This is a genomic window from Candidatus Paraluminiphilus aquimaris, from assembly GCF_026230195.1.
Taxonomy (GTDB): Bacteria; Pseudomonadota; Gammaproteobacteria; order Pseudomonadales; family Halieaceae; genus Luminiphilus; species Luminiphilus aquimaris.
The window spans coordinates 882,498-905,780 of the sequence record NZ_CP036501.1; the positions used below are offsets into that span (position 1 = coordinate 882,498).

A 23,283-nucleotide genomic window follows, 5' to 3' on the forward strand; every position below is an offset into this window, starting at 1 on the left:
GCACTCCCAGGAGGACGCTATGAATATCCAGCAAGCAATTGCACAGGTGGTTGATGGGCGGAGCCTGAGTCAATCCGATATGGAGCAAGTCATGCTGTCGGTTATGCAAGGTGAGGCCACTGAAGCGCAGATCGGTGGTTTGCTGGTGGGTCTTCGGATCAAGGGAGAAACAATTGGTGAAATAGTGGGTGCGGCGGGTGCCATGCGTTCACTTGCAACACCCGTTGAGATTGATGCCGAGGGTCTGATCGATCTGGCTGGTACCGGGGGCGACGGCGCCGATTTATTCAATGTGTCCACGGCCGCCACCTTTGTCGTTGCCGCGGCGGGTGGGCGGATAGCAAAGCACGGTAATCGCTCGGTATCCAGCTCAAGTGGTTCGTCCGATGTGCTCTCTGAGCTGGGCGTCAACCTCAGCGTATCGCCACAGGTGATTGCTGAGTGTATTGATACATTGGGTGTCGGGTTTATGTTTGCGCCCATGCATCACAGCGCCATGAAGTACGCGGTTGGTCCCCGGCAGCAATTAGCTATGAGGACCATCTTCAATGTTCTGGGTCCTTTAACGAATCCAGCAGGTGCACGTCGCCAAGTACTGGGTGTTTTTAATGCAGACCTCTGCCCTGTCATGGCAGCGGCGTTAAAGGATTTGGGTAGTGAGCACGTGATGGTTGTGCACGGTAACGACGGGCTCGATGAGATTTCAATTTGCCAGCCAACCGAAGTCTGCGAGCTCAAGGGCGGGGAACTCACCACGTATCAAATTGATCCCAAGGAGTTTGGCCACTATCACGCGTCACTGGATGGACTGGCCGTGTCGACTGCGGGCGCTTCCGCTGCCCTCATAAAGGCCGCACTGGGAGGCGATGAGGCTGAGGCTGCAGGAAAGGCGCGTTCTATTATTGCGCTGAATGCGGGGGCGGGCCTCTATGTCGGCGGCCAGGCGCAAAGTTTATCTGCTGGTGTGCAATTGGCTGATAAAACGATCGCGTCAGGCGCAGCATTGACCGTAATTGATGCCTTTGCCAATAAGACCACCAAGGCTGCGGAGTCAGGGGCATGAGAAGTAATACACCCACGGTGTTACGGCGCATATGTGATCGTAAGCTCGAGGAAATTGCCGAGAGGAAAGCAGTAACAGGCTTGGATGTGGTCAAGGATAGGGCGCTCGCAGCTGATGCACCGAGGGGATTCATTCGTGCCCTCGAAGCGCATCGCGATCGAGGCGTTCCCGGTGTCATCGCCGAGATAAAAAAGGCCAGTCCCAGCAAAGGCGTTATTCGTGCTGATTTCGATCCCGTCAGTATTGCAACAAGTTATGAGCAAGGAGGGGCTGCTTGTCTTTCCGTGCTAACGGATATCGATTTTTTCCAGGGCGCTGACGCCTATTTGCAAGCGGCCCGTGCTGCAACTCGTCTTCCGGCCATTCGAAAAGACTTTACGTTAGATCCTTATCAAGTGTGGGAGTCTCGCGCGTTAGGAGCCGACGCAATTTTACTTATTGTTGCCTGCCTTGAGGATCGGCAGCTCGCGCATTTGTTTGAAGAGGCAACGCTGGCGGGTCTGGACGTTCTCGTTGAAGTGCACGATCAAGCGGAATTGGCGCGCGCGCTGAAGCTGGATATCAACTTGGTTGGTATTAATAATCGAGACTTACATACCTTTGATACCCGACTCGACACAACGATTGAGCTGCTAAGTCACGTGCCCGAGGGCGTCACGGTGGTGACGGAGAGCGGTTTTCATAACGCCAGTGATATGCGAATGATGCTCGAGCACACGGTCTCGACGTTCTTGATTGGTGAGTCTTTTATGCGAGAGCCGTCACCGGGGCAGGCACTTGCGACGATGATGGCGGATGCCCTGGCTTAAGCGAGTTTGCTCCCGCCAGTCGGCTCGCGCAGAACGACAATGGTCTTTCCTGCGACCGTAATGTAGCCGTCTCCTTCGAGCATTTTCAGTACTCGCCCCGCCATTTCTCGCGAGCAGCCAACGAGCTTTCCTAACTCCTGGCGGGTCACTCGAATTTGCATACCATCGGGGTGCGTCATGGCCTCTGGCAGCGTGGTGAGCTGTATTAGCGAACGGTGGATCCTTCCGTAGACATCGATGAAGGTAAGGTCGGCAAGTTTCCGCGTTGTATTTTTGAGTCGCTGCCCAATTTGCGTAGTCAGAGCATATAAGACATCAGGGAAGCGCTGACGAATTGCGTGGAAGTCGTGGTAGCTAATTTTCGCGAACTCGCAGGCTGTTCGCGTAACGAGATTTGCCGTGCGTGTCTCTTCACCGAATAAGCCCATTTCGCCAAAAAACTCGCCGGGATTTAAATAGCTCACCACCATTTCTTGGTCCGGGGCCTCACTGTCGTCAACAATTACTGAAACAGACCCGTCGAGGATCAGATATAGGTCCTCGCTGGGGTCTCCCTGTCGGAACACGACTGACTTCGATTTCATCGAGATGCGTTCGCAATGAACCAGGAAGGCCTCAGCGTTTGGAACGCGTTTACTTACTAAGTAATTCATGACCAATACCATAATGTGATTTACCGCACACTTACAGTAGCATAACGCTGTCAAAAGTCCGGTGCCAACCGTAAATCCCTTTGACACGGTTAGTTTGTTTTTCTTATTGGTAGGAGCGAAAGATGCAGGGCACAGTAAAGTGGGTCGATGACGTGATGTTCGTGGGTGAATCAGGTTCAGGCCACAGTGTGGTTATGGATGGACCCCTTGAGTTGGGCGGTAGAAACCATGGTTTACGTCCTATGGAGATGTTGCTCTTAGGGACGGGTGGCTGCGCCTTATTCGATGTCGTTACGATGCTTAAAAAAGCCCGCCAAGACATCCTTAATTGCCGCGTCGAACTGCAGGCAGAGCGAGCAGACGCTGTTCCCGCCGTTTTTACCGCGATCAACCTACACTTCGTTGTCGAAGGCAATGGCATCAAAGATAGCCAGGTCGCGCGAGCGGTGTCCTTATCAGCTGAGAAATATTGCTCGGCGTCTATCACCCTGGCGACAGGGGGCGTGGCGATAACGCACTCACATGAAACGGTTTCGGTCTGAGAGTTTGACCTGGGTTGATAGTTGCATGAGCGTCCGCCTAAGACGGGCGTGGGCTTTGGGTGACGTGTTTACCCATCTTGGTTTGGGTCTGGATAGGTAAAAGTGACTTACAGCCAGTAAGTGGTTTTTGTCATGAGTTGGCTAACGCCTCTCATTGCCTTCTTCAGGGGTGCTGAGAATTCTTGTCCGCCTTGCTCCAGCGCATGTGCGCCGTGACGCTCCTCTTCCTCCAGCATCGCCTGAAGGACCAGCTGAGACTTGCGATCGTCCTCTGGGAGTTTCTGTAGATGTTCTTTTAGGTGCGCAGCGACCCCCTCCTCAGTTGCATGGACAAAGCCCAGGCTGACCTTGTCGCCTATCGCGCCAGTAAGCGCGCCAAGCGCGTAGGAGCTTGTGAAGAAGAGCGGATTGAGCCGACTTGGGTGCGTACCCAGCGAATCTAACCGCTCTTCGCACCAATCTAGGTGGTCCTTTTCCTCCTGCGCCGCAGCTAGGAGTGCGTCCCGCGTCTCATCCGACTTCGCAACCAAGGCTTGTCCGCGATAAAGCGCTTGTGCACAGACTTCGCCTGTGTGGTTGATTCGCATGAGGCCGCCAGCGTGTTGACGCTCGGCATCGGTCAAATCAGCTTCGCTATGATCCGTTGCAGGCGAGGGGCGCTCGCCAGATAGCGACTCGGTCCCCTTGCTTACTTCACGAAGCGCAGTATCCAAGGTCGCAATTAATCTATCGAGGCCGGTAAGTTGTCGTTGCATAATCTGTATCTAGCGTTCTTGAGGTGTAAGGTTAACGCGCTAACGCACGCCAACCAATATCGCTCCGGTACTTCATGCCTTCCCAGCTAATCGGACCAATAGCTTGGTAAGCGGCTGACGCTGCGTCGGCTAATGACGCACCTTTTGCTGTGACGCACAGCACTCGGCCGCCCGAGGTGACCGTCGTATCCTGATTTATTGAGGTGCCAGCGTGAAATACTTTTACGCCTTGTGGCTCTTCACCAAGGCCCTCTATAACGAGGCCCGTCGGACTTGAGGCAGGGTAATGCTCTGAGGCAAGTACGACGCCGATTGTAGCGTCGCTACTCCACGTGATGGTCTCTTCGAGTAAACGACTCTCACAGGCAGCGAGACAGTGCGATGCCAGATCCGACTCAAGGCGCATCATAATAGGCTGTGTCTCAGGATCACCGAAGCGACAATTGAACTCGATCACTTTCGGTGCACCTGTCTTATCGATCATGAGTCCGGCATACAGGAAGCCGCGATATCGATTGCCGTCCGTCATCATGCCTTTGACGGTTGGGTTGATGATTTCGGCCATCACGCGCTCATAGACAGAGTCAGTCACCACCGGCGCAGGAGAGTAGGCGCCCATGCCGCCTGTATTCGGGCCTGTATCGCCTTCACCAACGCGCTTGTGGTCTTGGGACGTTGCCATGGGGATAACGTCGGTGCCATCCACCATCACAATGAAGCTCGCTTCTTCTCCCTCTAAAAACTCCTCGATGACCACCCTTGCGCCCGCATCACCAAAAACATTACCGGAGAGCATATCTCGAACTGCGGCCTCGGCTTCATCGGTCGACATGGCAACGATGACGCCTTTACCCGCAGCGAGCCCGTCAGCTTTCACAACGATGGGCGCCCCTTGTGCCTGAATGTAGGCACACGCCGCGTCAGGGTCGGTAAACGTCTCATAAGTCCCGGTTGGAATGGCATGTCTGGCGAGAAATTCTTTGGTGAATGCTTTGGATCCCTCAAGCTGTGCTGCGGCCGCGCGAGGGCCAAAACAGTGGAGTCCCTCGCTTTCAAAAAAATCAACAATCCCGTTCACCAGCGGAGCCTCAGGTCCCACCACGGTTAGCTCACAGTCATTGCCCTTTGCAAACTCCACAAGCGCGGCATAGTCGCTTGTATCGACCGTAATGTTTTCGAGCTTAGGCTCGACGGCAGTGCCAGCGTTTCCTGGAGCCACAAAAACGGTTTCTACGTCTGTCGACTGTGCCAACTTCCAGGCTAGCGCATGCTCGCGACCGCCGCCGCCAATCATCAATACATTCATAATTAGTGTCTAAAGTGCCTTACGCCTGTGAATACCATAGCAATTCCGGCAGCGTTTGCAGCTGCAATGACTTCGTCATCGCGAATAGAGCCACCAGGTTGAATGACGGCTTTGATGCCGCGCTCTGCCGCGTTATCAATGCCGTCGCGAAAGGGGAAGAAGGCATCTGAGGCCATTACCGCACCGGCCACATCGAGCCCCGCGTGTTCAGCCTTGATAGCGGCAATCCGCGCTGAGTTAACCCGTGACATCTGCCCAGCACCCACACCTATCGTTCGCTCGTTGGAGGCGTAAATGATGGCATTCGACTTCACAAATTTGGCAACGCGCCAGGCAAAGAGAAGGTCGCGCATTTCCTGCTCACTGGGCGATCGCTCCGAGACAACCGTTAGGTCGTCCCCGTTAATAACGTGGTCATCACGGTCTTGAATAAGTAAGCCACCGTTGACTTTCTTGAGGTCCCAAGTGGGTGTGCGTTCGCCCCAGTAGCCTGTAGACATGACTCGCACATTGGGTTTCTTACTCGCTGCGTCGAGCGCCTCATCGTCAATCTCAGGTGCGGTAATCACCTCGACAAACTGGGAGTCAATGATGGTGGAGAGGGTCTCGCGATCAAGGGCTCGGTTGAATGCGATGATGCCGCCAAAAGCCGATTCGGTATCCGTCTCAAACGCGAGCTTATACGCGTCTAGCAGTGTTTCTGCGACAGCTACTCCGCAAGGGTTTGCGTGTTTGACAATTACGCAGGCGGGCTGATCGAAAGACTTTACGCACTCGATCGCGGCATCTGCGTCGGCGACGTTGTTATAACTTAAGGGCTTTCCTTGATGGAGTGTTGCGGTGCCAACACCCACCTCGCTTGCATTCCGGTCAGTATAGAACGCGGCACTTTGATGAGGGTTCTCGCCGTATCGCATGACTGAACTTCGGGAAAATTGAAAGTTGGCTGTTCGCGGAAAGTCGCTGAGTGCGTCACCATCAAGGCGTTTACCAAGGTAATTCGCAATTGCCCCGTCGTAGCCGGCGGTATGCTCAAATGCCTTGACTGCAAGATCAAAGCGAAGGGCGTCGGACGTGCCACCGCTGGCGGAAAGTTCGGTTAAAACCCTGTCGAAATCGAGGTTGTCGACGACAATAGTGACGTCACGATGATTCTTTGCCGCCGCTCTCACCATGGTCGGTCCGCCAATATCGATATTCTCGATGGCATCTGCCAGTGTGCAGTCGGGGTTGGCTATCGTTGCCTCAAAGGGGTAGAGGTTGACGACAACAAGGTCTATCCCTCCGATGTCATTCCTTACCATGACGTCATCGTCTGTTCCTCGGCGCCCTAAGATACCCCCGTGGATTTTCGGGTGCAGCGTCTTCACGCGGCCGTCCATCATCTCTGGGAAGCCTGTGTGATCTGAGACCTCTGTCACCGGCACGCCCTCCGTCATGAGGAGTCGGCAGGTTCCCCCCGTTGACAGTATTTGAACGCCTTGAGCGGCAAGTGTCTGAGCAAACTCAACGACGCCGGTTTTATCGGAGACGCTGATTAATGCACGTTTTATGGGGGCGACTCTCGCCTCAGTCATAGCAGTTTCCTTGCATAATAGTGTGTCTGCTCAATATCTGTGCTGTGCTGTGCTAGAGCAGGTTATGTTGACGTAGTTTTTTACGTAGCGTGCCGCGATTTAGTCCGAGCAGTTCAGCGGCGCGACTTTGGTTGTTGCTGCAATACTCCAAGACTACGCGAAGCAATGGCTCCTCGACTTCTGAGAGCACAAGATTATAAAAATCACTCGTGTCTTCTCCATCGAGCGTTTCCATGAACTCGCGAACGGCGCCTTCAACGGCGCGTTTAAGCCCACCCTCTTGGCGATCTTGCTGCTCGGCTGCGTTGCTATGTGTCATGCAGCTATGTGCTCCTCCCTGCGTACCCGACGTCTCACCCCGTTTATAAGGTCGTCTTCCATAAGGTGAAGGATAGCGTCCGTTTCCTGCTTGAGAAACTGCTGCTGCGCGTCCTGGGATAAAAGTGCGTTGAACGCGCGTTTATGGGGTAGGTAAATTTCGCCCAGTTCAGCTTCGAAAAACCAGCCAATATGCTTTCGCGCGATTTTATATCCCATTACCGGGCCATGGAATTCATAGAGTAGCTCGCAGTGCTCCTTCGCCAGCGCTAAACGCGCCGCAGCACAGGGGGGCGTGTCCAGACCCTTTCGCAGTCCATTGGCAATGTATCCAGGAAGCCAGAGCTGACCTTGGGCGGCGCGGCCAATCATGACGCCTGCAGCGCCCGAGTAATTCAGCACGCGCTCGGCTTTTTCCACAGAGGTGATATCGCCGTTGGCTATCACAGGGATGTCGACGGCTCGGACAATATCCCGCAACGTCTCATACTCTGCCTCCCCCTTAAATTTATCAGCGCGCGTTCTGCCATGGACCGTCAGCATTGAGATGCCGCACGATTGCGCAATTTCGGCAACGTCAACGCCGTTGCGGTGGTCGCGATCTATGCCGGTTCTTATTTTCAAGGTGACGGGAACGGATACCGCTTGCACTGTGCTTTCTAGAATGTCTGAAACGAGCTGAACGTCGGCTAGCAGAGCTGATCCTGCGGCTTTCTTGCAGACCTTTTTCGCGGGACAACCCATGTTGATATCGATCACCTGGGCGCCGCGCTCGACATTAAACTGCGCCGCTTTGGCAATGGTTGTCGGGTCATTTCCGACCAACTGTACCGATCTAAGTCCCGCGTCAGCGCTATGGACTGCTCTTGATTGTGATTTGCGCGAGTGAGCGAGTGAGAGGTCCGACGACATCATCTCGCCGATGGCGATATCGGCGCCGTGTTTCACCGCTAGCTGACGCATAGGCAAGTCAGTGACGCCCGCCATGGGAGCGAGCATCACCGGTAGATCACTAGCAAAGGTGCCAAGGTGCATGTGAGACGTCGAGATCGAAGAGAGCGACTAGTGTAATCAAGGGTGTGGCAAGCGTGAAGTCTCGTCACTGGGTAGTATTAACTCTATCGTTTGATTGGCGGGCGACAACCGATAATTCAAAATTAACGAAAAGTCGATAACTTCGGTAAAAACGCACAGATTGGTCGCGTAGTGCCGAAAACAGTGGACACTGTTCTCACGCTATTGGAGACTTCCAGCTAATTTCAGAAATTAGCGTGGTCACTATGGCCGATATACTGGTGCTGCACGGTCCCAATCTTAACCTTTTGGGTACCCGGGAGCCTGACGTCTACGGTAGCGAGGACCTCTCGTCGATCAATAGTCGTCTAGAGAAGGCGGCGGTAGATGCGGGTCAAACACTTAGCACCTTTCAGAGCAACGTAGAAGGTGAGCTGATTGATGCGGTTCACAGAGCGAGACTCGAAAAGACGCAGGCGATCATTATTAATCCCGCAGGCTTGACGCATACCAGCGTTTCATTGCGCGATGCACTAGCGGGTGTTGCCATCCCTTTCGTGGAAGTGCACCTCTCCAATGTGTATGCAAGAGAGCCCTTCAGACACCACAGTTTTTTCTCCGATCTGGCGATCGGCGTTATTTCGGGTCTGGGAAGTGCAGGTTATGACCACGCATTACAATTTTTATTGAACCGAAATCACTGAAACGAGTAATAACAAAAGACGGTAAAGGTGACCCTTATGGATATTCGAAAAGTAAAAAAACTCATTGAGCTGCTAGAGGCTTCAAGCGTAGACGAAATTGAGATCAAGGAAGGGGAAGAATCCGTCCGCATCAGCCGCAATACGGGTGCGCCGATTGCCATGGCAGCTGCGCCTGTTCCTGCTGCGCCAGCCATGCCCGCGCCGGTTGCACCGGTGGCGGCTCCAGCGCCCGCAGCTGCACCCGCTGCTCCAGCGGTCAACACAGACAATGCAGTAAAGTCTCCCATGGTTGGCACGTTCTATCGTTCGCCAAGCCCCGAGGCGCCATCGTTCGTAGAAGTGGGACAGAGTGTCCGAGCGGGTGATGTTCTTTGCATTGTCGAAGCGATGAAGATGATGAACCAGATCGAAGCAGATCGTGCGGGAACCGTCACTGCCATCCACGCCGAAAACGGTGAGCCGGTTGAATTTGACCAGCCACTCATCACGATTGCATAAACGCCACCGGGCGAGGAAACATACCTATGTTGGAAAAGGTACTCATTGCCAACCGCGGTGAGATAGCGTTGCGCATTCTGCGAGCTTGCAGAGAATTAGACATCCCAACGGTAGCTGTTCATTCAACTGCCGATAGCACGCTGAAGCATGTGCGCCTCGCGGATGAATCGGTTTGTATTGGTCCTGCGCCGTCAACGCAGAGCTACTTACAGGCGCCCGCTATTCTTAGCGCGGCGGAAATAACCGGCGCCGATGGTATTCATCCCGGTTACGGATTTTTGTCGGAGAACGCGGATTTCGCTGAGCAGGTCGAACGAAGCGGCTTTAAGTTTATTGGTCCGCGCTCTGAAACCATCCGCTTGATGGGGGACAAGGTATCCGCCAAACACCAAATGCGGAAGTCCGGTGTACCAACAGTACCCGGTTCAGAAGGCGCACTGCCTGACGATCCCGAAGAGGTGCTTCGCATCGCGCGCGATATCGGTTACCCCGTGATCGTAAAAGCGGCGGCTGGCGGTGGTGGTCGCGGTATGCGTGTCGTCCACAACGAGGAAGTTTTGTTGTCCTCGATCGAAGTCACGCAATCTGAGGCGGCAGCAGCGTTTGGCTCCCCCGTGGTTTACATGGAGAAATTTCTCCAAAGACCCCGTCACGTTGAGATCCAAATACTGGCCGACGGACAAGGCAACGCCGTGCACTTGGGTGATCGCGATTGCTCGCTTCAGCGTCGCCATCAGAAAATTATCGAAGAGGCACCAGCGCCGGGCATCCCAGACGACGTCAGAGAGGAAGTGGGTGCTGCCTGCGTTCAGGCTTGCATCGACATGGGATACACGGGTGCGGGAACATTTGAGTTTCTCTATGAAGACGGGCGATTCTTTTTCATTGAGATGAATACCCGCGTGCAGGTTGAGCACCCTGTTACCGAAATGATCACGGGCGTTGATATCGTCAAAGAGCAGTTGCTCATTGCCGGAGGGCAGAAGCTTTCGATTAAGCAAAGTGACATCTCGTTTAACGGCCACGCTATCGAGTGCCGCATTAACGCGGAGGATCCACGAACCTTCATGCCATCTCCTGGGTTGATAAAGACCTTCCACGCACCGGGTGGGCATGGCGTACGTGTGGACTCGCACATCTACAGCGGATACCAAGTACCCCCTCACTACGACAGCCTCATTGGAAAATTAATTACCCACGGCGATGATCGCGAGATCGCGCTGAAAAAGATGCGTCAGGCACTCGATGAATTCGTTGTTGAAGGCATTCGCACTAACTCAGCACTGCACCGTGAACTCGTAGTCGATCCGTCCTTTGTTGCGGGTGGAGTCAGTATTCACTATCTCGAGAGTAAGCTGGAACACGAGCATTGAGTTCGGAAGAGTGGCAGGAGTGGGTTCTTGAAACGCACTCCCACCATGTCGAATTGCTCGAAGATTGGTTCTTTGCTCAGGGCGCGCTTGCGGTTTCTCTCGAGGATAATGCAGACGAGCCCTTACTCGAGCCCGGGCCCGGCGAAACCCCTGTTTGGCAAAACGTTAAGGTCACGGCCTTGTTTACCGGGGATGTCGATCTTGAACCTATTCGAGCCGAGATTCCTGACGCGCTTTTGGCAAAAAACTCCCGTAGCGATATCACCACACTGCGTGACCGCGCTTGGGAGCGTGTTTGGATGGACGATTTTTCGCCCATTCAAATGGGTCCTCGATTGTGGATTTGCCCTAGCTGGTCAGAGCCTCCAGACGCGTCTGCTATTAATGTTTATCTGGATCCGGGGCTGGCGTTTGGTACGGGTACGCATGCGACCACAGCCATGTGTTTGGCGGCGCTTGACGATGCAGTCAGAGGTGGCGAGCGCGTCGTTGACTACGGTTGCGGCTCAGGCATTTTAGCCATTGCTGCGCTGAGATTGGGCGCGTCCTCTGCGCTCGGTGTTGATAATGATCCGCAGGCGTTAACGGCGAGTCGAGACAACGCTGAGCGCAATCAGATTGAGGCGAGTTCGCTCGAGATTCTTTTCCCTGAAAGCCCCGGCATCGATGCGTGGGTGGGGGGCTCGGATTTAGTCGTTGCCAATATTCTCGCTGGGCCCCTATTAACGCTTGCGGACGAACTCATTGCACTAATGACACCAGGGGCGAAGCTGCTACTCACTGGGATTCTAACCGAGCAAGCGCCAGAGCTGATTGAGCGCTATGCGACGGTGAATCTACAAGTCAGTGACACCCGAGATGGCTGGGTGTTGATGAGTGGACAGCGAGCACGTTAGCCCTGAGCGAGTAATTCTCGTAGGTCGATAAGCGCCGCGTTGGCTCGAGAGAGATAGCTCGCTAGAACCAAGGAGTGATTGGCCCAGATACCGAAGCCTGAGCCGTTCAAAATCACAGGACTCCACACAGTTTGTTGCGTGGCTTCAAGCTCGCGAATAATTTGCCGCAAACTGACCGCCGCATTTTTCTTCTCAAGCACATCTGCAAAGTCGACTTCGGCTGCCTTAAGAAAATGAATGAGTGCAAAAGCGGCGCCACGCGACTCGTAATAGACGTCGTCAATTTCGTCCCACGGTGTTTTAACAAGGATTTCGGAGGTCGAAGAAGTTGATTGTCGCGCAGCGGCATCACCTGCAAGATCAGTGTTGATCCTTTTTTGCCCAACACTTGCTGATAGTCGCTGAGAGAGGCTGCCAAGGCGTGTCTCAACGATGCCCAGCCAGTAGCTTAAATTGTCGGCGCGCGCATAAAACTGCGCACTGTCCTCGCCATTCGAAGGCAGTCGCTCTAGGTAGGCTTTCAAATAGCGGCGCGCGTCTCGGTATTCAGACTCGGTTGCAGGAAGGGCCCAGCTCGAATTCTGGAAGTTAATGCGGGGTTCCGCGAGCGTTAAATCCACGTCCTCTTGGGACTGTGACTGAGAGCGGCTTAATACTTCGCGGAGCGCTCTCGCAAGATCACGAGACTGAATGAGCGCACCGTACTCCCAGTTGGGCATGTTATCGAGGAGGCTTCCGGGTGGCGCTATGTCATTACTGATATAGCCCCCCTTTTTCTCCAATAGCAAACGCGTCACCTCCAAAAGCGCGGCAGTCGTCGCGGCGCCCGTCACTGATTGGTCTGCACTGCTCAAGTACGTAGCACGATTCTGTATGACATCAAACGGCTTAGGCGGAATGCTCCAATAGATGCAAAGACCTAAGATGAGCAGGCTATACGAGGCAAGCATCGCGATGGCAGCACGTCGACCACCTCGGCTTTGTATCAGGCCTAATGACTCGCTCGAGGGAAGCGCGCCGGTGAGCCTTGCTTTGAGCGCAGACAACCGTTCTTTAAATGTCATGTATTCACTTGCCTCATCGGCCGCCTTCTCTGACTTACAGCGCTGGACTTAATGACTGTGCGCCGACATTTTATACTTTGTTACCGAAAAATCATGACAAACGTCGTTATTGTTCTCCAGCTTGAAGCAGATGTCGATGGATTGTCCCTCTTTGAGAGGTGAGTCAAGCTTCATCAACATGATGTGCATGCCACCGGGCGCAAGCTCAGCTTCCTCTCCGGGCGCAAGGGATAAGCTTTTAACCGGTCGCATTGTCGAGCGATCACGCTCGATGAGTGTCTCATGCAGCGAGCTATGTGCCGCAACATCGCTACTGACCCCGTTTATAACAATCGTTTTATCGCCCGTATTTGTTAACGTCCCGTACGCGGCCGTCATCAGTCTTCCAGGTGGTGTTTCACGAGCCCAGCCATGCGCGATGTTCAGATCAGCTGCGAGTACCGTGGCATTGCCCAGTAAGGTTAGCGTTAGAAAGAACAACGTTCGGAGCATGAGAACCTCTTGCTTGTCTGTATTGCTTACTTGGGGTGATTACTGCGCTTTTTCAATGGCCGACAGAACGATATCCCGCGTTAAAAGTTGCGGAAGGATCACCGGGTCACTGCCGGTACCCCGTGGATACATTACATACAGCGGAATGCCGCTGCGGCCATGAGATTTTACGAACTCGCCGATGTCGGCGTCGTAGTCAGTCCAGTCCGCGATCATGTACGGTAGATCTGCCGCTAGAAAGGCCGCCTCTATCTCGGGTGTAAAGAGGACGGCGGCCTCATTAGCCAGACAGGTAATGCACCAGTCTGCTGTGACATCGACAAAAACGGGTTTTCCCGCTTCGCGATAGGAAGCAAGCGTTGCCGCGGAGTAGGCAACCTGTCCCTCCGATAATTTTCGCGCACCGGTTCCACCGTCTCTGCTGCCGCTCTGGGGTATGGCGAGCAAGACCGCCGCGATTACAAGCAGCGCTGTGACGGCCTTTCGCACCGGGGTCTCACCGTAGAGATAAGCTGCCATGGCAAGGAGCACGAGACCTGAGAGGGCCATAGCCATGGTATTGACGCCGCTTTGATTGCCAGCAACCCACAAGAGCCAAACCGATGTGAGATACAGGGGGAAAGCCAATACATTCTTTGCTGTATCCATCCACGGTCCAGGTTTGGGCAGAACTTTTACCGCCGCATCGCTGTAACTCAGAATCACCATGGGAAGCGCCATGCCCAGACCGAGCGACGCGAACACGAGCAGCGTGATGTAAATGGGCTGTGTTAAGGCGTAGCCAAGCGCACTTCCCATAAACGGCGCGGTGCAGGGACTTGCTACAACCACGGCTAAAATGCCGGTGAAAAAGCTCCCCGCGTCGCCGTCCTTTTCGGTCAAAGACTGCCCCACGTTCATCATGGAGGTGCCAAAGTGTAAGAGGCCATTGAGACTCAAGCCCATGAGTGTAAATAAGTAAGCAAGTCCAATGACAAAGCCCGTATTTTGAAGCTGAAACCCCCAGCCAATAAGCTTTCCAGTCTGCTGGATGGCAATAAGCACCGCGGCCATACCAACAAAACTGACAATCACCCCCGCTGAATAGACCAAGCTCGAGCGGCGATGGCTTTGTGCATCACCGCGCGTGAAGCTCAGCGCTTTCAGAGAGAGAATGGGGAAAACGCAGGGCATGATATTCAAGATCACGCCACCTAAGAGGGCGAATACGAGGGCGGCTATCAACCCAAAATCTTCCCCGTCACCACTGTCCTGAGGCGCGTTAGTATCCAGCACAGTTGGGCTCAGTTTGCCTTTTTGCACCTCGCCGGAAGCCGTATGCCAAAGGAAGGTCTTTGTCTCCGGGGGATAGCAAAGTCCGGCATCGGCGCAGCCTTGGTAAGTGATCGATAACTCTATTAGTTCGGCTGATTCGGCAAGTTCTACGCTGGCGTCTAAGGCGCCGTAATACACCTCAACATCACCAAAAAACTCATCGGTTTTGGCGAGGCCATCCGGTATGGAGAGCGCTACTTCAATATCTTGACTGCTCGTGCGCGCTTTCGCGGCAAAGGCGTGTCGGTATAGGTAATAGTCAGGCGCGATAAGCCATTGCAGTAACGCCCCTCGCTCTGTGGTGCCGATAACGCTGAGCTCATAGGCCTCGTCGACCGGGAGGAATTCGGTTTGCTGCTGTGTGTAGGCGGACAGCGGGCTTTGTGCTTGTGCTGAAAATGTGCCGATCGCTAGTGCGATTAAACACAGTGAGGCAAGGAGCGTCCGAGTCCGACCTAAATGCATTTTTGATCCCTACTTGTGGTAGCGAAGGCGCGTACCGTGATCGAGTGAAAGCCGGATTTCAACGGCGCTTAATTCGTCTGGGAAATAAACACCGGAGACTTTCGCATCAAGCAAACTCGCGCCTTCAAGATTGGTCTCGCGAAAATCGATCCCGGACAAATCACAATTTCTAAAATAAGCACTGGAGAAGTCGAGGCCTCTTGCGTTCATTTTGCGAAGATCACGGCCGCGATAGTCTCCTCCGGAGAGCTGACTGGTATCGAGCGTATCTCGACTGTTGTTAAAACTGTCGACATCTTCATGCCGAAGCATTTGGTAGAGCGGGTCGCTCTTCACCTCGGGTTTAATTTCTTGATCGCTCATTGTGTGGTTACCTCTGCCTTACGCGTCGAAGTACGAATTTCTGAGTTCTAGACTGTCGCTTAAGCTTAATCTTGGGCCTGGCTGGCAAACAACCCGTGCGGCGGCCTTTGCCGCAAACTCGCAGGCGCTGCGCATGTCGCTTTCGCGCCACAGTGCAAAGAAAAACGCACCAGCAAACATGTCACCCGCACCGTTGGTGTTTACGGCATTCACCTTCTCAGCGGCAATCTCGTAAGTTGTTGCGCCGTCAAACAAAATAGCACCTTCACCACCGCGTGTAATGACAAAGCTTTGTGTGACGGCTTTGAGCTTGGTTGCCGCCTCGTCGAGGTCGTCGGTTTCCGCCCAGCCAAGGGCTTCAATTTCGTTACAAAAGACAAAGTCGACCCCACCCTCGATTATTTGATTCATGTTGTCGCGAAAGAAGGTGACCATACCGGGATCAGAAAAGCTTACGGCCACTTTGGTATTCGTTGTTCGTGCGATGGCTTTCGTTTTGAGCGCGGCTTCGTGTCCGGTGGGGGAGGTCACTAGATAGCCTTCGAGATACACCCATTGCGAGTCGGCAATGGCCTGCTCATTCACCTCGGTCACTGAGAGTGTTTCAGACACACCGAGGAATGTGTTCATGCTTCGCTCGGCATCGGGTGTAATCAACACGAGGCACTTGCCGGTTGTACCAGAGCGACGCTCCTCACGAAATCCGTGTGAGACCCCTGATGCTTCCAGGTCGGCGATGTAAATATCGCCGTCGGCGTCATTGGATACCAGACAGCTCATATAGGTGGGCGCACCAAACTGCGAGGCGGCAATCACGCTATTTCCCGCCGAGCCGCCGCAGGCGTGGTTTGCCTGACTTAGTGCGTCAGCGAGGTGAGTTTTGATCTCGGTTTGGCGTGACTCATCGACCAGCGTCATCATGCCTTTTTCAATGCCCAGTTGATCAAGATCGCTGTCGCTGACTGCAATTTCAGTATCGACCAGCGCGGCGCCGATGGCGTAAACAAAGTGAGGCATGTGGTAGTGGGCCAGTAGTTAGACAACTTATTATTATCGCATGCTGCCATCGCATGTTCACGCGCTTGTCGCGATTGTAATCGAGGTAAAACGAGGTAAATGGGGGGCAATTGCACGGATATTCCCATTACTAGATTGTGTACACTTGCGAGCACGAGGAATTTGATGTGTATCCAACTTTTCAAGAATCCATAGACCGACTAGCGCTTGTTAAAGCGCCTTCAAAGCCACTGCCGGCGAAACGGGCCGCGGTTGTTATTGGCTTACGTGAGGGGCACACAGGACCGGAGATGTTAATGATCCAGCGTGCGGTTCGTGAGGGCGATCCCTGGTCCGGTCACATGGGCTTTCCGGGCGGAAGAAAAGATGACACGGATGCCTCAGACGAAGCCTGCGCTAAGCGAGAAACCCTCGAAGAGATAGGTTTTGATCTCGAGGGTCACGCGCGCTTTGTTTGTCAGCTATCGGATGTCAACACGGGCTGGCGGGCCGACCGACCCGAAATGCTGGTGGCCCCATTTGTCTTTAAGGTTGAGTCTGTCCCTGAACTCACGCTCAACTATGAAGTGGCTGCAACCGTTTGGATTCCCCTGCACTTTTTACTGGATGATGATAATCGCGGTCGGCATCAATGGGACTGGCGCGGTGAGGTTCTCGAGTCCGACGCATTTACATACAACGGCCACCTGATTTGGGGGCTGTCACTTATGATGATCGATGAATTGTTAGAGATTGTGGGTAATCGTCAGAGCGATGCCGCAAGCGTGGAGCGGGCCTAGCGAGAGTGGGAATGGCGCGGCTCAGGGGCGCCAGCAAGAGAGGTTGAGATCGGGCTTTTAGTCCTCAAGGCTCGTCATTGTCATCACCAAGGTCATCACCAAGGTCATCACCAAGGTCATCACTAAAGTCATCACCAAATCCCCGGATAAAGCTCCGCGAATCCTTTTTAAGTGCTTCTAGCTCAGGGTTCAGACGCGCCGCCTCAGCGAGTGATTCAACCGACGCACGCCCCTTCAAAAAGGCGATCACGTGACCCACGTGTACCGGCGACATTTTTGGGTTTTGCGCGTAGCGAGGCATCCCAGGTACAAGATTTCCTGAAGCGCGGAGCCCTTGGACACTCAACCAGTAGCCTCCACAACTAGAGAGCTCATAATCCCCAATCCGCCCGAAACTAACATTAGGTGTAGAGGGGTTGAAGCCGTCGCTAGGAACTTCGGTGATTTTTTTCAACGCGAAGATGTAACGCTCATCTGATGAGAACTCGCTGGCTTCAGGCCGGCAGTACGCCCCCGTTTTGAGCCATACGCGTGGAGTTTCAATCCATTCTGGACCCAAGAGTGTGACGTCGATTTTGACATCAAACGCATTACCCCTCGGGGCGTTGGGACTGCCCAGTACCACCAAATCCGCCGCCGACACTACTTCTGAAAAGCTGCCTTCCCAAAGGCAGTCACAGGCGCGGGCATGGGTAGATGTGAGTGCGCAGATAAACAGGGCAATGGTCGTGCTGAAAGTCCGACAAAAGACCGAGTATTTATCTGCGCGCAGGATGCTCATTTTTCTGCAAGCAAGCGGGCCGCATCGACTGCAAAATAGGTCAAGATGCCGTCTGCACCGGCGCGCTTGAACGAGAGAAGGCTCTCTAAAATGACTGCATCACGCGATAGCCAACCTCTCTCAAAGGCGGCTTGGTGCATGGCGTACTCTCCAGACACCTGATAGGCAAATGTTGGCACTTTTAGCTCGGATTTCACGCGGCTAACAATATCGAGATAGGGCATGCCAGGCTTAACCATCACCATGTCCGCGCCTTCCTGTAAATCCAGCGCAACTTCATGAATCGCCTCATCGCCATTGGCCGGATCCATTTGATAGGTCTTTTTGTCACCGCCTTTTAGGTTTCCAGCCGAGCCCACTGCATCGCGAAACGGCCCGTAGTAGACCGACGCGTATTTGGCTGCATAAGACAGGATAAGCGTATTGACGTGCCCAGCAGACTCAAGCGCTTCTCTGATTGCACCGATGCGTCCATCCATCATGTCAGACGGCGCCACCACATCTGCGCCGGCTTCGGCGTGACTTACGGCCTGTTTCACCAGCGCGTCTTTGGTGATGTCGTTAAGGACATATCCCTCGTCGTTGATGATGCCGTCCTGGCCGTGCGTAGTGTAGGGGTCGAGTGCAACATCGGTAATCACGCCGAGTTCAGGGAGTGCGGTTTTAAGCGCCTTCACTGTTCGTTGCACCAAGCCGTCAGGCGAGTAGGCTTCAGCGGCATCGAGCGACTTCTTGGCCTCACCCACAACGGGAAACAAGGCTACTGCAGGAATACCCAGCTCAAAAGCTTCTCGTGCGCGCTCGGTTAGTAGGTCGATACTTAAACGCTCAACACCTGGCATCGAAGGAACAGCCTCTCTTTGACCTTCGCCTTCAAGCACGAACATTGGGTAAATAAAGTCGCTCGCTGTGAGTGAATTCTCTGCCGTCAGCGCGCGGGCAAACGATGTCGCGCGTAGTCGTCGCATTCGAGTGAAAGGAAATGGACCTCTTGGTGTACTCATAAGACTCTCCTCACAACGCTTTGAACGCCCGACGTGCGGCGTCAACGGTATTCGCGATATCACCATCGGTGTGCGCTGAGGACATAAATCCTGCTTCAAACGAGGCAGGCGCCAAATACACACCCTCATTTAACATGAGGTGGAAGAACTTATTGAAGCGCTCCACGTTCGCACCAATGACTTGTGGGTATTGCGTCACTTTTTTATCTTCGGTGAAGAAGAATCCGAACATGCTGCCCAGATGGTTGGTAGTAAACGGAATGCCTGCTTCATCTGCAACCGTCTGCATGCCTTCACATAACTCGGTGGTATGACGAAATAGATCATCGTAAAAGCCGGGCTCTGAAATGATATCGAGCGTTGCGAGACCCGAAGCCATGGCTACTGGATTTCCCGACAATGTTCCCGCTTGATAGACCGGTCCCAGTGGAGAGATATGCGCCATGATCTCTTTTTTGCCCCCAAAGGCGCCAACAGGCATACCGCCACCGATGACTTTGCCTAGGCAGGTCAGGTCAGGGTCAATGCCTAAATGGCCTTGGGCGCAGTGAGTGCCAAAGCGAAAGCCGGTCATGACTTCATCGAATATGAGAATGGCACCGTGCTGTGTGCAGAGCTCGCGCATTCCCTCTAAGTACCCGGGCTCAGGCAAAATACAGTTCATATTTCCCGTAACGGGTTCGGTGATCACGCAGGCGATTTCGTCTCCGAGTTCGTCAAAGGCAGTTTTTAGTGCATCGAGATCGTTGAACGGAAGTGTAACGGTGTGTTGCGCGAGTACATCAGGCACGCCCGGTGAGCTGGGCACACCAAATGTGAGGGCACCGGACCCCGCTTTTATCAGCAATGAATCCGAATGTCCGTGATAACAGCCTTCAAACTTGATGATTTTGTCCCGGCCGGTTGCACCTCGCGCGAGTCGTATCGCGCTCATAGTGGCCTCGGTACCCGAGCTCGTCATTCGGACCTGCTCGAGACTGGGTACCAGGCTGCAAAGCCGTTCTGCCAGCTCGATCTCGATTTCGGTAGGGCAGCCAAAGCTGAGGCCGTCCTGCGCAGTCTGTACCACCGCGTCACGTACTTTTGGGTGGTTGTGCCCCATGATCATGGGGCCCCAGGACAGCACGTAGTCGATGTATTTATTGCCGTCCGCGTCAAAGATATAGGCGCCGTCGGAACGCTCCATAAAGCGCGGGGTTCCGCCGACTGCTTTAAACGCTCTAACGGGCGAGTTAACGCCACCTGGAATGTGAGTTTGTGCGCGCTCAAACAACGCTTCTGATTTGGTCATCGACCATAGTCCCCCGACTTTTTGTCGTTTTTATGTTGGTTTTAGTTCGTTCCTTGTCAGCCCGGCCTGATGTACACCAGCAACACAATGGCAAATAAAAACAGCACGGGTACCTCGTTAAAAAAACGGTAGAACACGTGGCTTTTACTGTTGTCTCCGCCGTTAATCCGAGCTACATAGCGTCCGCATTGCACATGATAAACAAGGAGACACACCACTCCCAGTAGCTTTAACTGCATCCAAAGGCTACTCAAGTAGTAATCGAGCGCAAAGCTCAATCTCCACAGGCCGAGTGCGACCGCAAGCATCATAAGCGGTGTCACAAATCGGTAGAGCTTGCGCGCCATGATGGCGAGCGTTGTTTTTGTTGTGTCATCCTCTGCTTGCGCGTAGTAGACGAAAATCCGCGGAAGATAAAAAAGTCCCGCAAACCAGGTCACCACAAACACCACATGCAGCGCTTGAATCCAAAGCATTGGTAACTCCGTGCTGGTTTCGAATCGAACAGCAAGTAAACTAGCAGCACAATATCAGATCTTAGGCCTGAAATGATTAAAGTTGGCATTGTAGGAGCAACGGGTTACGCCGGGGTCGAACTCATCCGTTTGCTATTGGCGCATCCCGAGGTTGAAGTGACGCGGCTGACCTCTCGTGCTGAAGCGGGAGTGCGGGTTGACAGGCTTTTCCCGAGTCTTCGTGGCGGTATCGATCTGTCGTTTGAGGATCCAGCAAACGTCCATTTTGAGGACTGTGATGTCATCTTTTTCGCGACGCCGCATGCGGTGGCAATGAATACGGTCCCCGCACTTATTGAGCAGGGTAAAAAGGTGATCGATCTCTCTGCTGATTTCCGCCTTGAGGATATCGCGAGTTGGGAGACCTGGTATGGGGTAGCGCATGTCGCCCCAAGCCTCGTTGAACAGGCTGTCTACGGCCTGCCAGAGTTAAATCGCGAAGCCATAAGGTCTGCGCAGCTGGTGGCCTGCCCCGGCTGCTACCCCACGGCGGTTCAACTCGGATTCATGCCGCTACTGCAAGCGGGCGTCATTGATCCGTTGAGTTTGATTGCCTCGTGCGCATCCGGAACCAGCGGTGCGGGTCGTAGCGCGAAGATTAATCTTCTTCTCGCTGAGGCGACTGAATCCATGAAATCTTATGGCGTCTCGGGTCATCGCCATCTACCCGAGATGGAGCAGGGTTTGTCGAAGATGGCGGGGTCTGACGTCAAGCTGACCTTCGTTCCCCATTTGGCGCCCATGGTGAGGGGTATACACGCGACCTTGTTTGCAAAGCTGACGGACGCTTCTCTCGATCTTCGCGGCATTTTCCAAACGTGCTACCAACATGAGCCCTTCGTGGTATTGACGAACGGTCAGTACGAACCAGAGACTCGGCATGTTGCTGGGACCAATCGCTGCGAAATTGATGTCACCCAGCCCGCCGGAGACACGGTAGTGATCACGGTTGCGATTGATAACCTCGTGAAGGGAGCTTCAGGCCAAGCGATTCAGGCAATGAATCTTATGTTTGGATTCGAGGAGAGCCTGGGTCTTCAAAATCTGGCGGTGATGCCCTAGGTCATGTCGCAAGCGGAGATAAAAACGGTTGTAACGCGCGTCAATGTTGTCCGACAGCGACGCATCCGGGTGGCGATGTTGATCGCGGCGTTACTCGTAATGGGTGTCACGTATTACGGTGGTTACCAAAGCGGCTTTGATGACAGAGTTCCGTTGGTGCTCGATGAGGCTGGCTTAAAAGCGCGCATATCGAAATTGGAGACGCGCCTTTCAGTCGATGCTGAGACGGTAACGCGACTGCGCACAGAGCTTGCCAGTAAGGAGAGTAAGGTCGGGGAGTTAGAGCGAGAGCTTGTTTTCTACCGAGATATCATGTCCTCGTCCGAGGATGTGAGTTCCGTAAAAGTTCGCCAGCCTGATATGAGTTGGAAATTCGATTCAAGGGAGCTCGAGTATCGAGCGGTGGTTCAGCGGCTTGCACCGGGTACACAGTCTTACAAAGGTGAATTGCGAGTTGAGCTCATTGACGCGCAGGGCCGCGTATTGGATGCGTCTTATTCGACCACGCCCACTTACACGATCGGATTTAAATATTTTCAGCGGATATCTGGCATTATTACGGTGCCGGAGAGTTTTATTCCCGCCGAGTTGCGCTTTGCCATAACATTGACGAAGCCGAGAAAGCGAACGCACGAGCAAGTTTTCGCATGGCAAGAACCTCGTGCAGAGCGTTCAGCTGAGAACGCATTAAGTGGCTCGGTCGGTAATAGATAAAAAGCTCTGAAGGCTCGATACAGAAGAAAATGAATTTAAGGGATTAGAAAATGAGAAATAAACAATCGCAAATGCCTAATGCTGCAAGCGGCAACACAACCTTGATTTCCTCGGGAACCACGGTCACAGGCGATATTAGTTTCTCCGGCAACCTCGATATTGAGGGTAAAGTCATCGGCTCTATTAGTGCTGAGCCGGGCGCATCAGCACTCTTGCGGGTCGTGGCGGGCGGCTCCGTTGAAGGTGAGATACGCGTGCCTTCAGCCTCTATCAGCGGCTCTGTAAAGGGCAATATCTATAGCGCTGAAAATCTTGAGCTGACAAAGGGTGCTGTTGTGGCAGGCGATGTTTTCTATAATCTTATCGAGATGTCGATGGGCAGTAAGATCGACGGCAGTCTCAAGCACTCAACGGCGTCCGCCAAAGTTGAGCCAATTAGCTCGGTGACGGTAACTTCATCGGCTGAAAAAGCCTAAGTCTGGAGCCTTTATGTCGGTCGTTGCGGGATTTGACCCTACCGAAATTCGGTTATCCGATAATGCAGTCAATAAGCTACAAGTGTTGATTGCTGAAGAGGAGAACCCATCATTGCGATTTCGAGTTTACATCACAGGCGGTGGGTGCTCGGGCTTTCAATATGGCTTTACGTTTGATGACAACACGGCCGAGGACGACTGGATTATCGAGCGCGAGGGCGTTGCGGCACTGATTGATGCAATGAGTTATCAGTACTTAATGGGGTCAGAAATTGATTACGTTGAGGGGCTCGAGGGCTCAAAGTTCGTGGTGAACAACCCAAACGCCACTACCACCTGCGGTTGCGGTGCGTCCTTCTCCATTTAATCGGTCGACGCGGGCGCTCAACCAGAGCCCCCACTCAACTGATCTAAAAAACGTCTTTTTTTAAACGCTCG

General features: G+C 53.6%; 27 protein-coding genes. 12 read left to right on the forward strand and 15 right to left on the reverse strand.

All coding sequences use genetic code 11. The features are described 5' to 3' along the window. The first annotated feature begins 19 nt into the window (after positions 1-19). The gene (gene trpD / locus E0F26_RS04035) at positions 20-1,063 is read left to right on the forward strand and encodes an anthranilate phosphoribosyltransferase (RefSeq protein WP_279242765.1); all 1,044 of its coding nucleotides are present in this window, start codon (positions 20-22) and stop codon (positions 1,061-1,063) included. Then, positions 1,060-1,872 carry an indole-3-glycerol phosphate synthase TrpC gene (gene trpC / locus E0F26_RS04040; protein ID WP_279242766.1) on the forward strand — a complete coding sequence of 271 codons (813 nt, stop codon included), beginning with the start codon at positions 1,060-1,062 and terminating at the stop codon, positions 1,870-1,872. Before trpD ends, trpC begins: the two co-directional genes overlap by 4 nt. Here trpC and crp read toward each other — a convergent pair. Then, positions 1,869-2,525, reverse strand: a complete 657-nt coding sequence (gene crp / locus E0F26_RS04045) for a cAMP-activated global transcriptional regulator CRP (RefSeq protein WP_279242767.1) — start codon at positions 2,523-2,525, stop codon at positions 1,869-1,871. The two genes, trpC and crp, sit on opposite strands and share 4 nt — an antisense overlap. Before the next feature lie 122 nt (positions 2,526-2,647). Here crp and E0F26_RS04050 point away from each other — a divergent pair, with 122 nt between their 5' ends. Continuing rightward, positions 2,648-3,067, forward strand: a complete 420-nt coding sequence (locus E0F26_RS04050) for an OsmC family protein (RefSeq protein ID WP_279242768.1) — start codon at positions 2,648-2,650, stop codon at positions 3,065-3,067. A gap of 107 nt (positions 3,068-3,174) precedes the next feature. Here the strand turns inward: E0F26_RS04050 and coq7 are convergent, their stop codons facing one another. The 5 genes from coq7 to dusB are packed head-to-tail and all read right to left on the reverse strand — an operon-like array spanning position 3,175 to position 8,058. Further along, positions 3,175-3,822 carry a 2-polyprenyl-3-methyl-6-methoxy-1,4-benzoquinone monooxygenase gene (gene coq7, locus E0F26_RS04055; protein WP_279242769.1) on the reverse strand — a complete coding sequence of 216 codons (648 nt, stop codon included), beginning with the start codon at positions 3,820-3,822 and terminating at the stop codon, positions 3,175-3,177. Between the two features lie 31 nt (positions 3,823-3,853). After that, the gene (gene purD, locus E0F26_RS04060; protein WP_279242770.1) at positions 3,854-5,128 is read right to left on the reverse strand and encodes a phosphoribosylamine--glycine ligase; all 1,275 of its coding nucleotides are present in this window, start codon (positions 5,126-5,128) and stop codon (positions 3,854-3,856) included. A gap of 2 nt (positions 5,129-5,130) precedes the next feature. Next, complete coding sequence (gene purH / locus E0F26_RS04065) at positions 5,131-6,705, reverse strand: bifunctional phosphoribosylaminoimidazolecarboxamide formyltransferase/IMP cyclohydrolase (protein ID WP_279242771.1); 1,575 nt, start codon at positions 6,703-6,705, stop codon at positions 5,131-5,133. 52 nt (positions 6,706-6,757) lie between these two features. Then, positions 6,758-7,024 carry a DNA-binding transcriptional regulator Fis gene (fis, locus tag E0F26_RS04070; RefSeq protein ID WP_279242772.1) on the reverse strand — a complete coding sequence of 89 codons (267 nt, stop codon included), beginning with the start codon at positions 7,022-7,024 and terminating at the stop codon, positions 6,758-6,760. Next, entirely contained in the window at positions 7,021-8,058 is a 1,038-nt protein-coding gene (gene dusB, locus E0F26_RS04075) for a tRNA dihydrouridine synthase DusB (RefSeq protein ID WP_279242773.1), read from the reverse strand. The genes fis and dusB overlap by 4 nt, the downstream gene beginning before the upstream one ends. Before the next feature lie 245 nt (positions 8,059-8,303). On the opposite strand from dusB, the gene aroQ reads away from it, so the two are divergent. The 4 genes from aroQ to prmA are packed head-to-tail and all read left to right on the forward strand — an operon-like array spanning position 8,304 to position 11,508. Continuing rightward, entirely contained in the window at positions 8,304-8,741 is a 438-nt protein-coding gene (gene aroQ / locus E0F26_RS04080) for a type II 3-dehydroquinate dehydratase (RefSeq protein WP_279242774.1), read from the forward strand. Positions 8,742-8,777: 36 nt separating this feature from the next. Further along, positions 8,778-9,239, forward strand: coding sequence for an acetyl-CoA carboxylase biotin carboxyl carrier protein (accB, locus tag E0F26_RS04085; RefSeq protein WP_279242775.1), 462 nt, complete (start codon positions 8,778-8,780; stop codon positions 9,237-9,239). Positions 9,240-9,265: 26 nt separating this feature from the next. Continuing rightward, a complete protein-coding gene (gene accC, locus E0F26_RS04090; protein WP_279242776.1) occupies positions 9,266-10,612 on the forward strand; it encodes an acetyl-CoA carboxylase biotin carboxylase subunit in 1,347 nt (448 codons plus the stop codon). Further along, positions 10,609-11,508: a 50S ribosomal protein L11 methyltransferase gene (gene prmA, locus E0F26_RS04095; protein WP_279242777.1), complete on the forward strand. Its 900-nt coding sequence runs from the start codon at positions 10,609-10,611 to the stop codon at positions 11,506-11,508. Before accC ends, prmA begins: the two co-directional genes overlap by 4 nt. Here the strand turns inward: prmA and E0F26_RS04100 are convergent. The 5 genes from E0F26_RS04100 to E0F26_RS04120 are packed head-to-tail and all read right to left on the reverse strand — an operon-like array spanning position 11,505 to position 16,223. Further along, positions 11,505-12,572, reverse strand: coding sequence for a DUF2333 family protein (locus E0F26_RS04100; RefSeq protein WP_279242778.1), 1,068 nt, complete (start codon positions 12,570-12,572; stop codon positions 11,505-11,507). The genes prmA and E0F26_RS04100 overlap by 4 nt on opposite strands. Before the next feature lie 48 nt (positions 12,573-12,620). Then, a complete protein-coding gene (locus E0F26_RS04105; RefSeq protein WP_279242779.1) occupies positions 12,621-13,064 on the reverse strand; it encodes a copper chaperone PCu(A)C in 444 nt (147 codons plus the stop codon). Between the two features lie 39 nt (positions 13,065-13,103). Next, on the reverse strand, positions 13,104-14,843 hold the full coding sequence (locus tag E0F26_RS04110) for a protein-disulfide reductase DsbD family protein (protein WP_279242780.1): 1,740 nt from the start codon (positions 14,841-14,843) through the stop codon (positions 13,104-13,106). A gap of 9 nt (positions 14,844-14,852) precedes the next feature. Then, positions 14,853-15,206, reverse strand: a complete 354-nt coding sequence (locus tag E0F26_RS04115; RefSeq protein ID WP_279242781.1) for a pentapeptide repeat-containing protein — start codon at positions 15,204-15,206, stop codon at positions 14,853-14,855. A gap of 18 nt (positions 15,207-15,224) precedes the next feature. Next, on the reverse strand, positions 15,225-16,223 hold the full coding sequence (locus E0F26_RS04120) for an adenosine kinase (protein WP_279242782.1): 999 nt from the start codon (positions 16,221-16,223) through the stop codon (positions 15,225-15,227). A gap of 167 nt (positions 16,224-16,390) precedes the next feature. Between E0F26_RS04120 and E0F26_RS04125 the strand changes: the two genes are divergently transcribed. Continuing rightward, positions 16,391-17,002: an NUDIX hydrolase gene (locus E0F26_RS04125; RefSeq protein WP_279242783.1), complete on the forward strand. Its 612-nt coding sequence runs from the start codon at positions 16,391-16,393 to the stop codon at positions 17,000-17,002. A 64-nt stretch (positions 17,003-17,066) separates the two neighbouring features. Here E0F26_RS04125 and E0F26_RS04130 read toward each other — a convergent pair whose 3' ends face one another. Genes E0F26_RS04130 through E0F26_RS04145 form a run of 4 tightly spaced genes read right to left on the reverse strand, consistent with a single transcriptional unit; the run spans position 17,067 to position 20,554 of the window. Beyond that, a complete protein-coding gene (locus E0F26_RS04130; protein ID WP_279242784.1) occupies positions 17,067-17,783 on the reverse strand; it encodes a delta-aminolevulinic acid dehydratase in 717 nt (238 codons plus the stop codon). Further along, positions 17,780-18,787, reverse strand: coding sequence for a porphobilinogen synthase (gene hemB / locus E0F26_RS04135; RefSeq protein ID WP_279242785.1), 1,008 nt, complete (start codon positions 18,785-18,787; stop codon positions 17,780-17,782). Before hemB ends, E0F26_RS04130 begins: the two co-directional genes overlap by 4 nt. 10 nt (positions 18,788-18,797) lie before the next feature. Further along, on the reverse strand, positions 18,798-20,078 hold the full coding sequence (gene hemL / locus E0F26_RS04140; RefSeq protein WP_279242786.1) for a glutamate-1-semialdehyde 2,1-aminomutase: 1,281 nt from the start codon (positions 20,076-20,078) through the stop codon (positions 18,798-18,800). Positions 20,079-20,134: 56 nt separating this feature from the next. Beyond that, positions 20,135-20,554 (reverse strand): CopD family protein, encoded by a 420-nt coding sequence (locus tag E0F26_RS04145; RefSeq protein ID WP_279242787.1) that lies wholly within the window; start codon positions 20,552-20,554, stop codon positions 20,135-20,137. 72 nt (positions 20,555-20,626) lie between these two features. Between E0F26_RS04145 and argC the strand changes: the two genes are divergently transcribed. Genes argC through erpA form a run of 4 tightly spaced genes read left to right on the forward strand, consistent with a single transcriptional unit; the run spans position 20,627 to position 23,212 of the window. After that, complete coding sequence (argC, locus tag E0F26_RS04150) at positions 20,627-21,655, forward strand: N-acetyl-gamma-glutamyl-phosphate reductase (RefSeq protein WP_279242788.1); 1,029 nt, start codon at positions 20,627-20,629, stop codon at positions 21,653-21,655. Positions 21,656-21,658: 3 nt separating this feature from the next. Beyond that, positions 21,659-22,369, forward strand: coding sequence for a DUF6776 family protein (locus tag E0F26_RS04155; RefSeq protein ID WP_279242789.1), 711 nt, complete (start codon positions 21,659-21,661; stop codon positions 22,367-22,369). A 50-nt stretch (positions 22,370-22,419) separates the two neighbouring features. After that, complete coding sequence (locus E0F26_RS04160) at positions 22,420-22,845, forward strand: bactofilin family protein (RefSeq protein ID WP_279242790.1); 426 nt, start codon at positions 22,420-22,422, stop codon at positions 22,843-22,845. A 13-nt stretch (positions 22,846-22,858) separates the two neighbouring features. Beyond that, positions 22,859-23,212, forward strand: a complete 354-nt coding sequence (erpA, locus tag E0F26_RS04165; protein WP_279242791.1) for an iron-sulfur cluster insertion protein ErpA — start codon at positions 22,859-22,861, stop codon at positions 23,210-23,212. Positions 23,213-23,283: the final 71 nt, after the last annotated feature.

Excerpts from the sequence above, each read along its gene's own strand:
- E0F26_RS04155 (WP_279242789.1), top strand. The coding sequence starts at position 21,659 with ATGTCGCAAGCGGAGATAAAAACGGTTGTAACGCGCGTCAATGTTGTC.
- purD (WP_279242770.1), bottom strand. The coding sequence starts at position 5,128 with ATGAATGTATTGATGATTGGCGGCGGCGGTCGCGAGCATGCGCTAGCC.
- E0F26_RS04130 (WP_279242784.1), bottom strand. The coding sequence starts at position 17,783 with ATGAGCATCCTGCGCGCAGATAAATACTCGGTCTTTTGTCGGACTTTC.
- E0F26_RS04110 (WP_279242780.1), bottom strand. The coding sequence starts at position 14,843 with ATGCATTTAGGTCGGACTCGGACGCTCCTTGCCTCACTGTGTTTAATC.
- dusB (WP_279242773.1), bottom strand. The coding sequence starts at position 8,058 with ATGCACCTTGGCACCTTTGCTAGTGATCTACCGGTGATGCTCGCTCCC.
- accB (WP_279242775.1), top strand. The coding sequence starts at position 8,778 with ATGGATATTCGAAAAGTAAAAAAACTCATTGAGCTGCTAGAGGCTTCA.
- E0F26_RS04105 (WP_279242779.1), bottom strand. The coding sequence starts at position 13,064 with ATGCTCCGAACGTTGTTCTTTCTAACGCTAACCTTACTGGGCAATGCC.
- E0F26_RS04100 (WP_279242778.1), bottom strand. The coding sequence starts at position 12,572 with ATGACATTTAAAGAACGGTTGTCTGCGCTCAAAGCAAGGCTCACCGGC.
- aroQ (WP_279242774.1), top strand. The coding sequence starts at position 8,304 with ATGGCCGATATACTGGTGCTGCACGGTCCCAATCTTAACCTTTTGGGT.
- hemL (WP_279242786.1), bottom strand. The coding sequence starts at position 20,078 with ATGACCAAATCAGAAGCGTTGTTTGAGCGCGCACAAACTCACATTCCA.
- trpD (WP_279242765.1), top strand. The coding sequence starts at position 20 with ATGAATATCCAGCAAGCAATTGCACAGGTGGTTGATGGGCGGAGCCTG.
- argC (WP_279242788.1), top strand. The coding sequence starts at position 20,627 with ATGATTAAAGTTGGCATTGTAGGAGCAACGGGTTACGCCGGGGTCGAA.
- fis (WP_279242772.1), bottom strand. The coding sequence starts at position 7,024 with ATGACACATAGCAACGCAGCCGAGCAGCAAGATCGCCAAGAGGGTGGG.
- E0F26_RS04120 (WP_279242782.1), bottom strand. The coding sequence starts at position 16,223 with ATGCCTCACTTTGTTTACGCCATCGGCGCCGCGCTGGTCGATACTGAA.
- purH (WP_279242771.1), bottom strand. The coding sequence starts at position 6,705 with ATGACTGAGGCGAGAGTCGCCCCCATAAAACGTGCATTAATCAGCGTC.
- E0F26_RS04050 (WP_279242768.1), top strand. The coding sequence starts at position 2,648 with ATGCAGGGCACAGTAAAGTGGGTCGATGACGTGATGTTCGTGGGTGAA.
- coq7 (WP_279242769.1), bottom strand. The coding sequence starts at position 3,822 with ATGCAACGACAACTTACCGGCCTCGATAGATTAATTGCGACCTTGGAT.
- accC (WP_279242776.1), top strand. The coding sequence starts at position 9,266 with ATGTTGGAAAAGGTACTCATTGCCAACCGCGGTGAGATAGCGTTGCGC.
- hemB (WP_279242785.1), bottom strand. The coding sequence starts at position 18,787 with ATGAGTACACCAAGAGGTCCATTTCCTTTCACTCGAATGCGACGACTA.
- E0F26_RS04115 (WP_279242781.1), bottom strand. The coding sequence starts at position 15,206 with ATGAGCGATCAAGAAATTAAACCCGAGGTGAAGAGCGACCCGCTCTAC.
- crp (WP_279242767.1), bottom strand. The coding sequence starts at position 2,525 with ATGAATTACTTAGTAAGTAAACGCGTTCCAAACGCTGAGGCCTTCCTG.
- erpA (WP_279242791.1), top strand. The coding sequence starts at position 22,859 with ATGTCGGTCGTTGCGGGATTTGACCCTACCGAAATTCGGTTATCCGAT.
- trpC (WP_279242766.1), top strand. The coding sequence starts at position 1,060 with ATGAGAAGTAATACACCCACGGTGTTACGGCGCATATGTGATCGTAAG.
- E0F26_RS04145 (WP_279242787.1), bottom strand. The coding sequence starts at position 20,554 with ATGCTTTGGATTCAAGCGCTGCATGTGGTGTTTGTGGTGACCTGGTTT.
- E0F26_RS04160 (WP_279242790.1), top strand. The coding sequence starts at position 22,420 with ATGAGAAATAAACAATCGCAAATGCCTAATGCTGCAAGCGGCAACACA.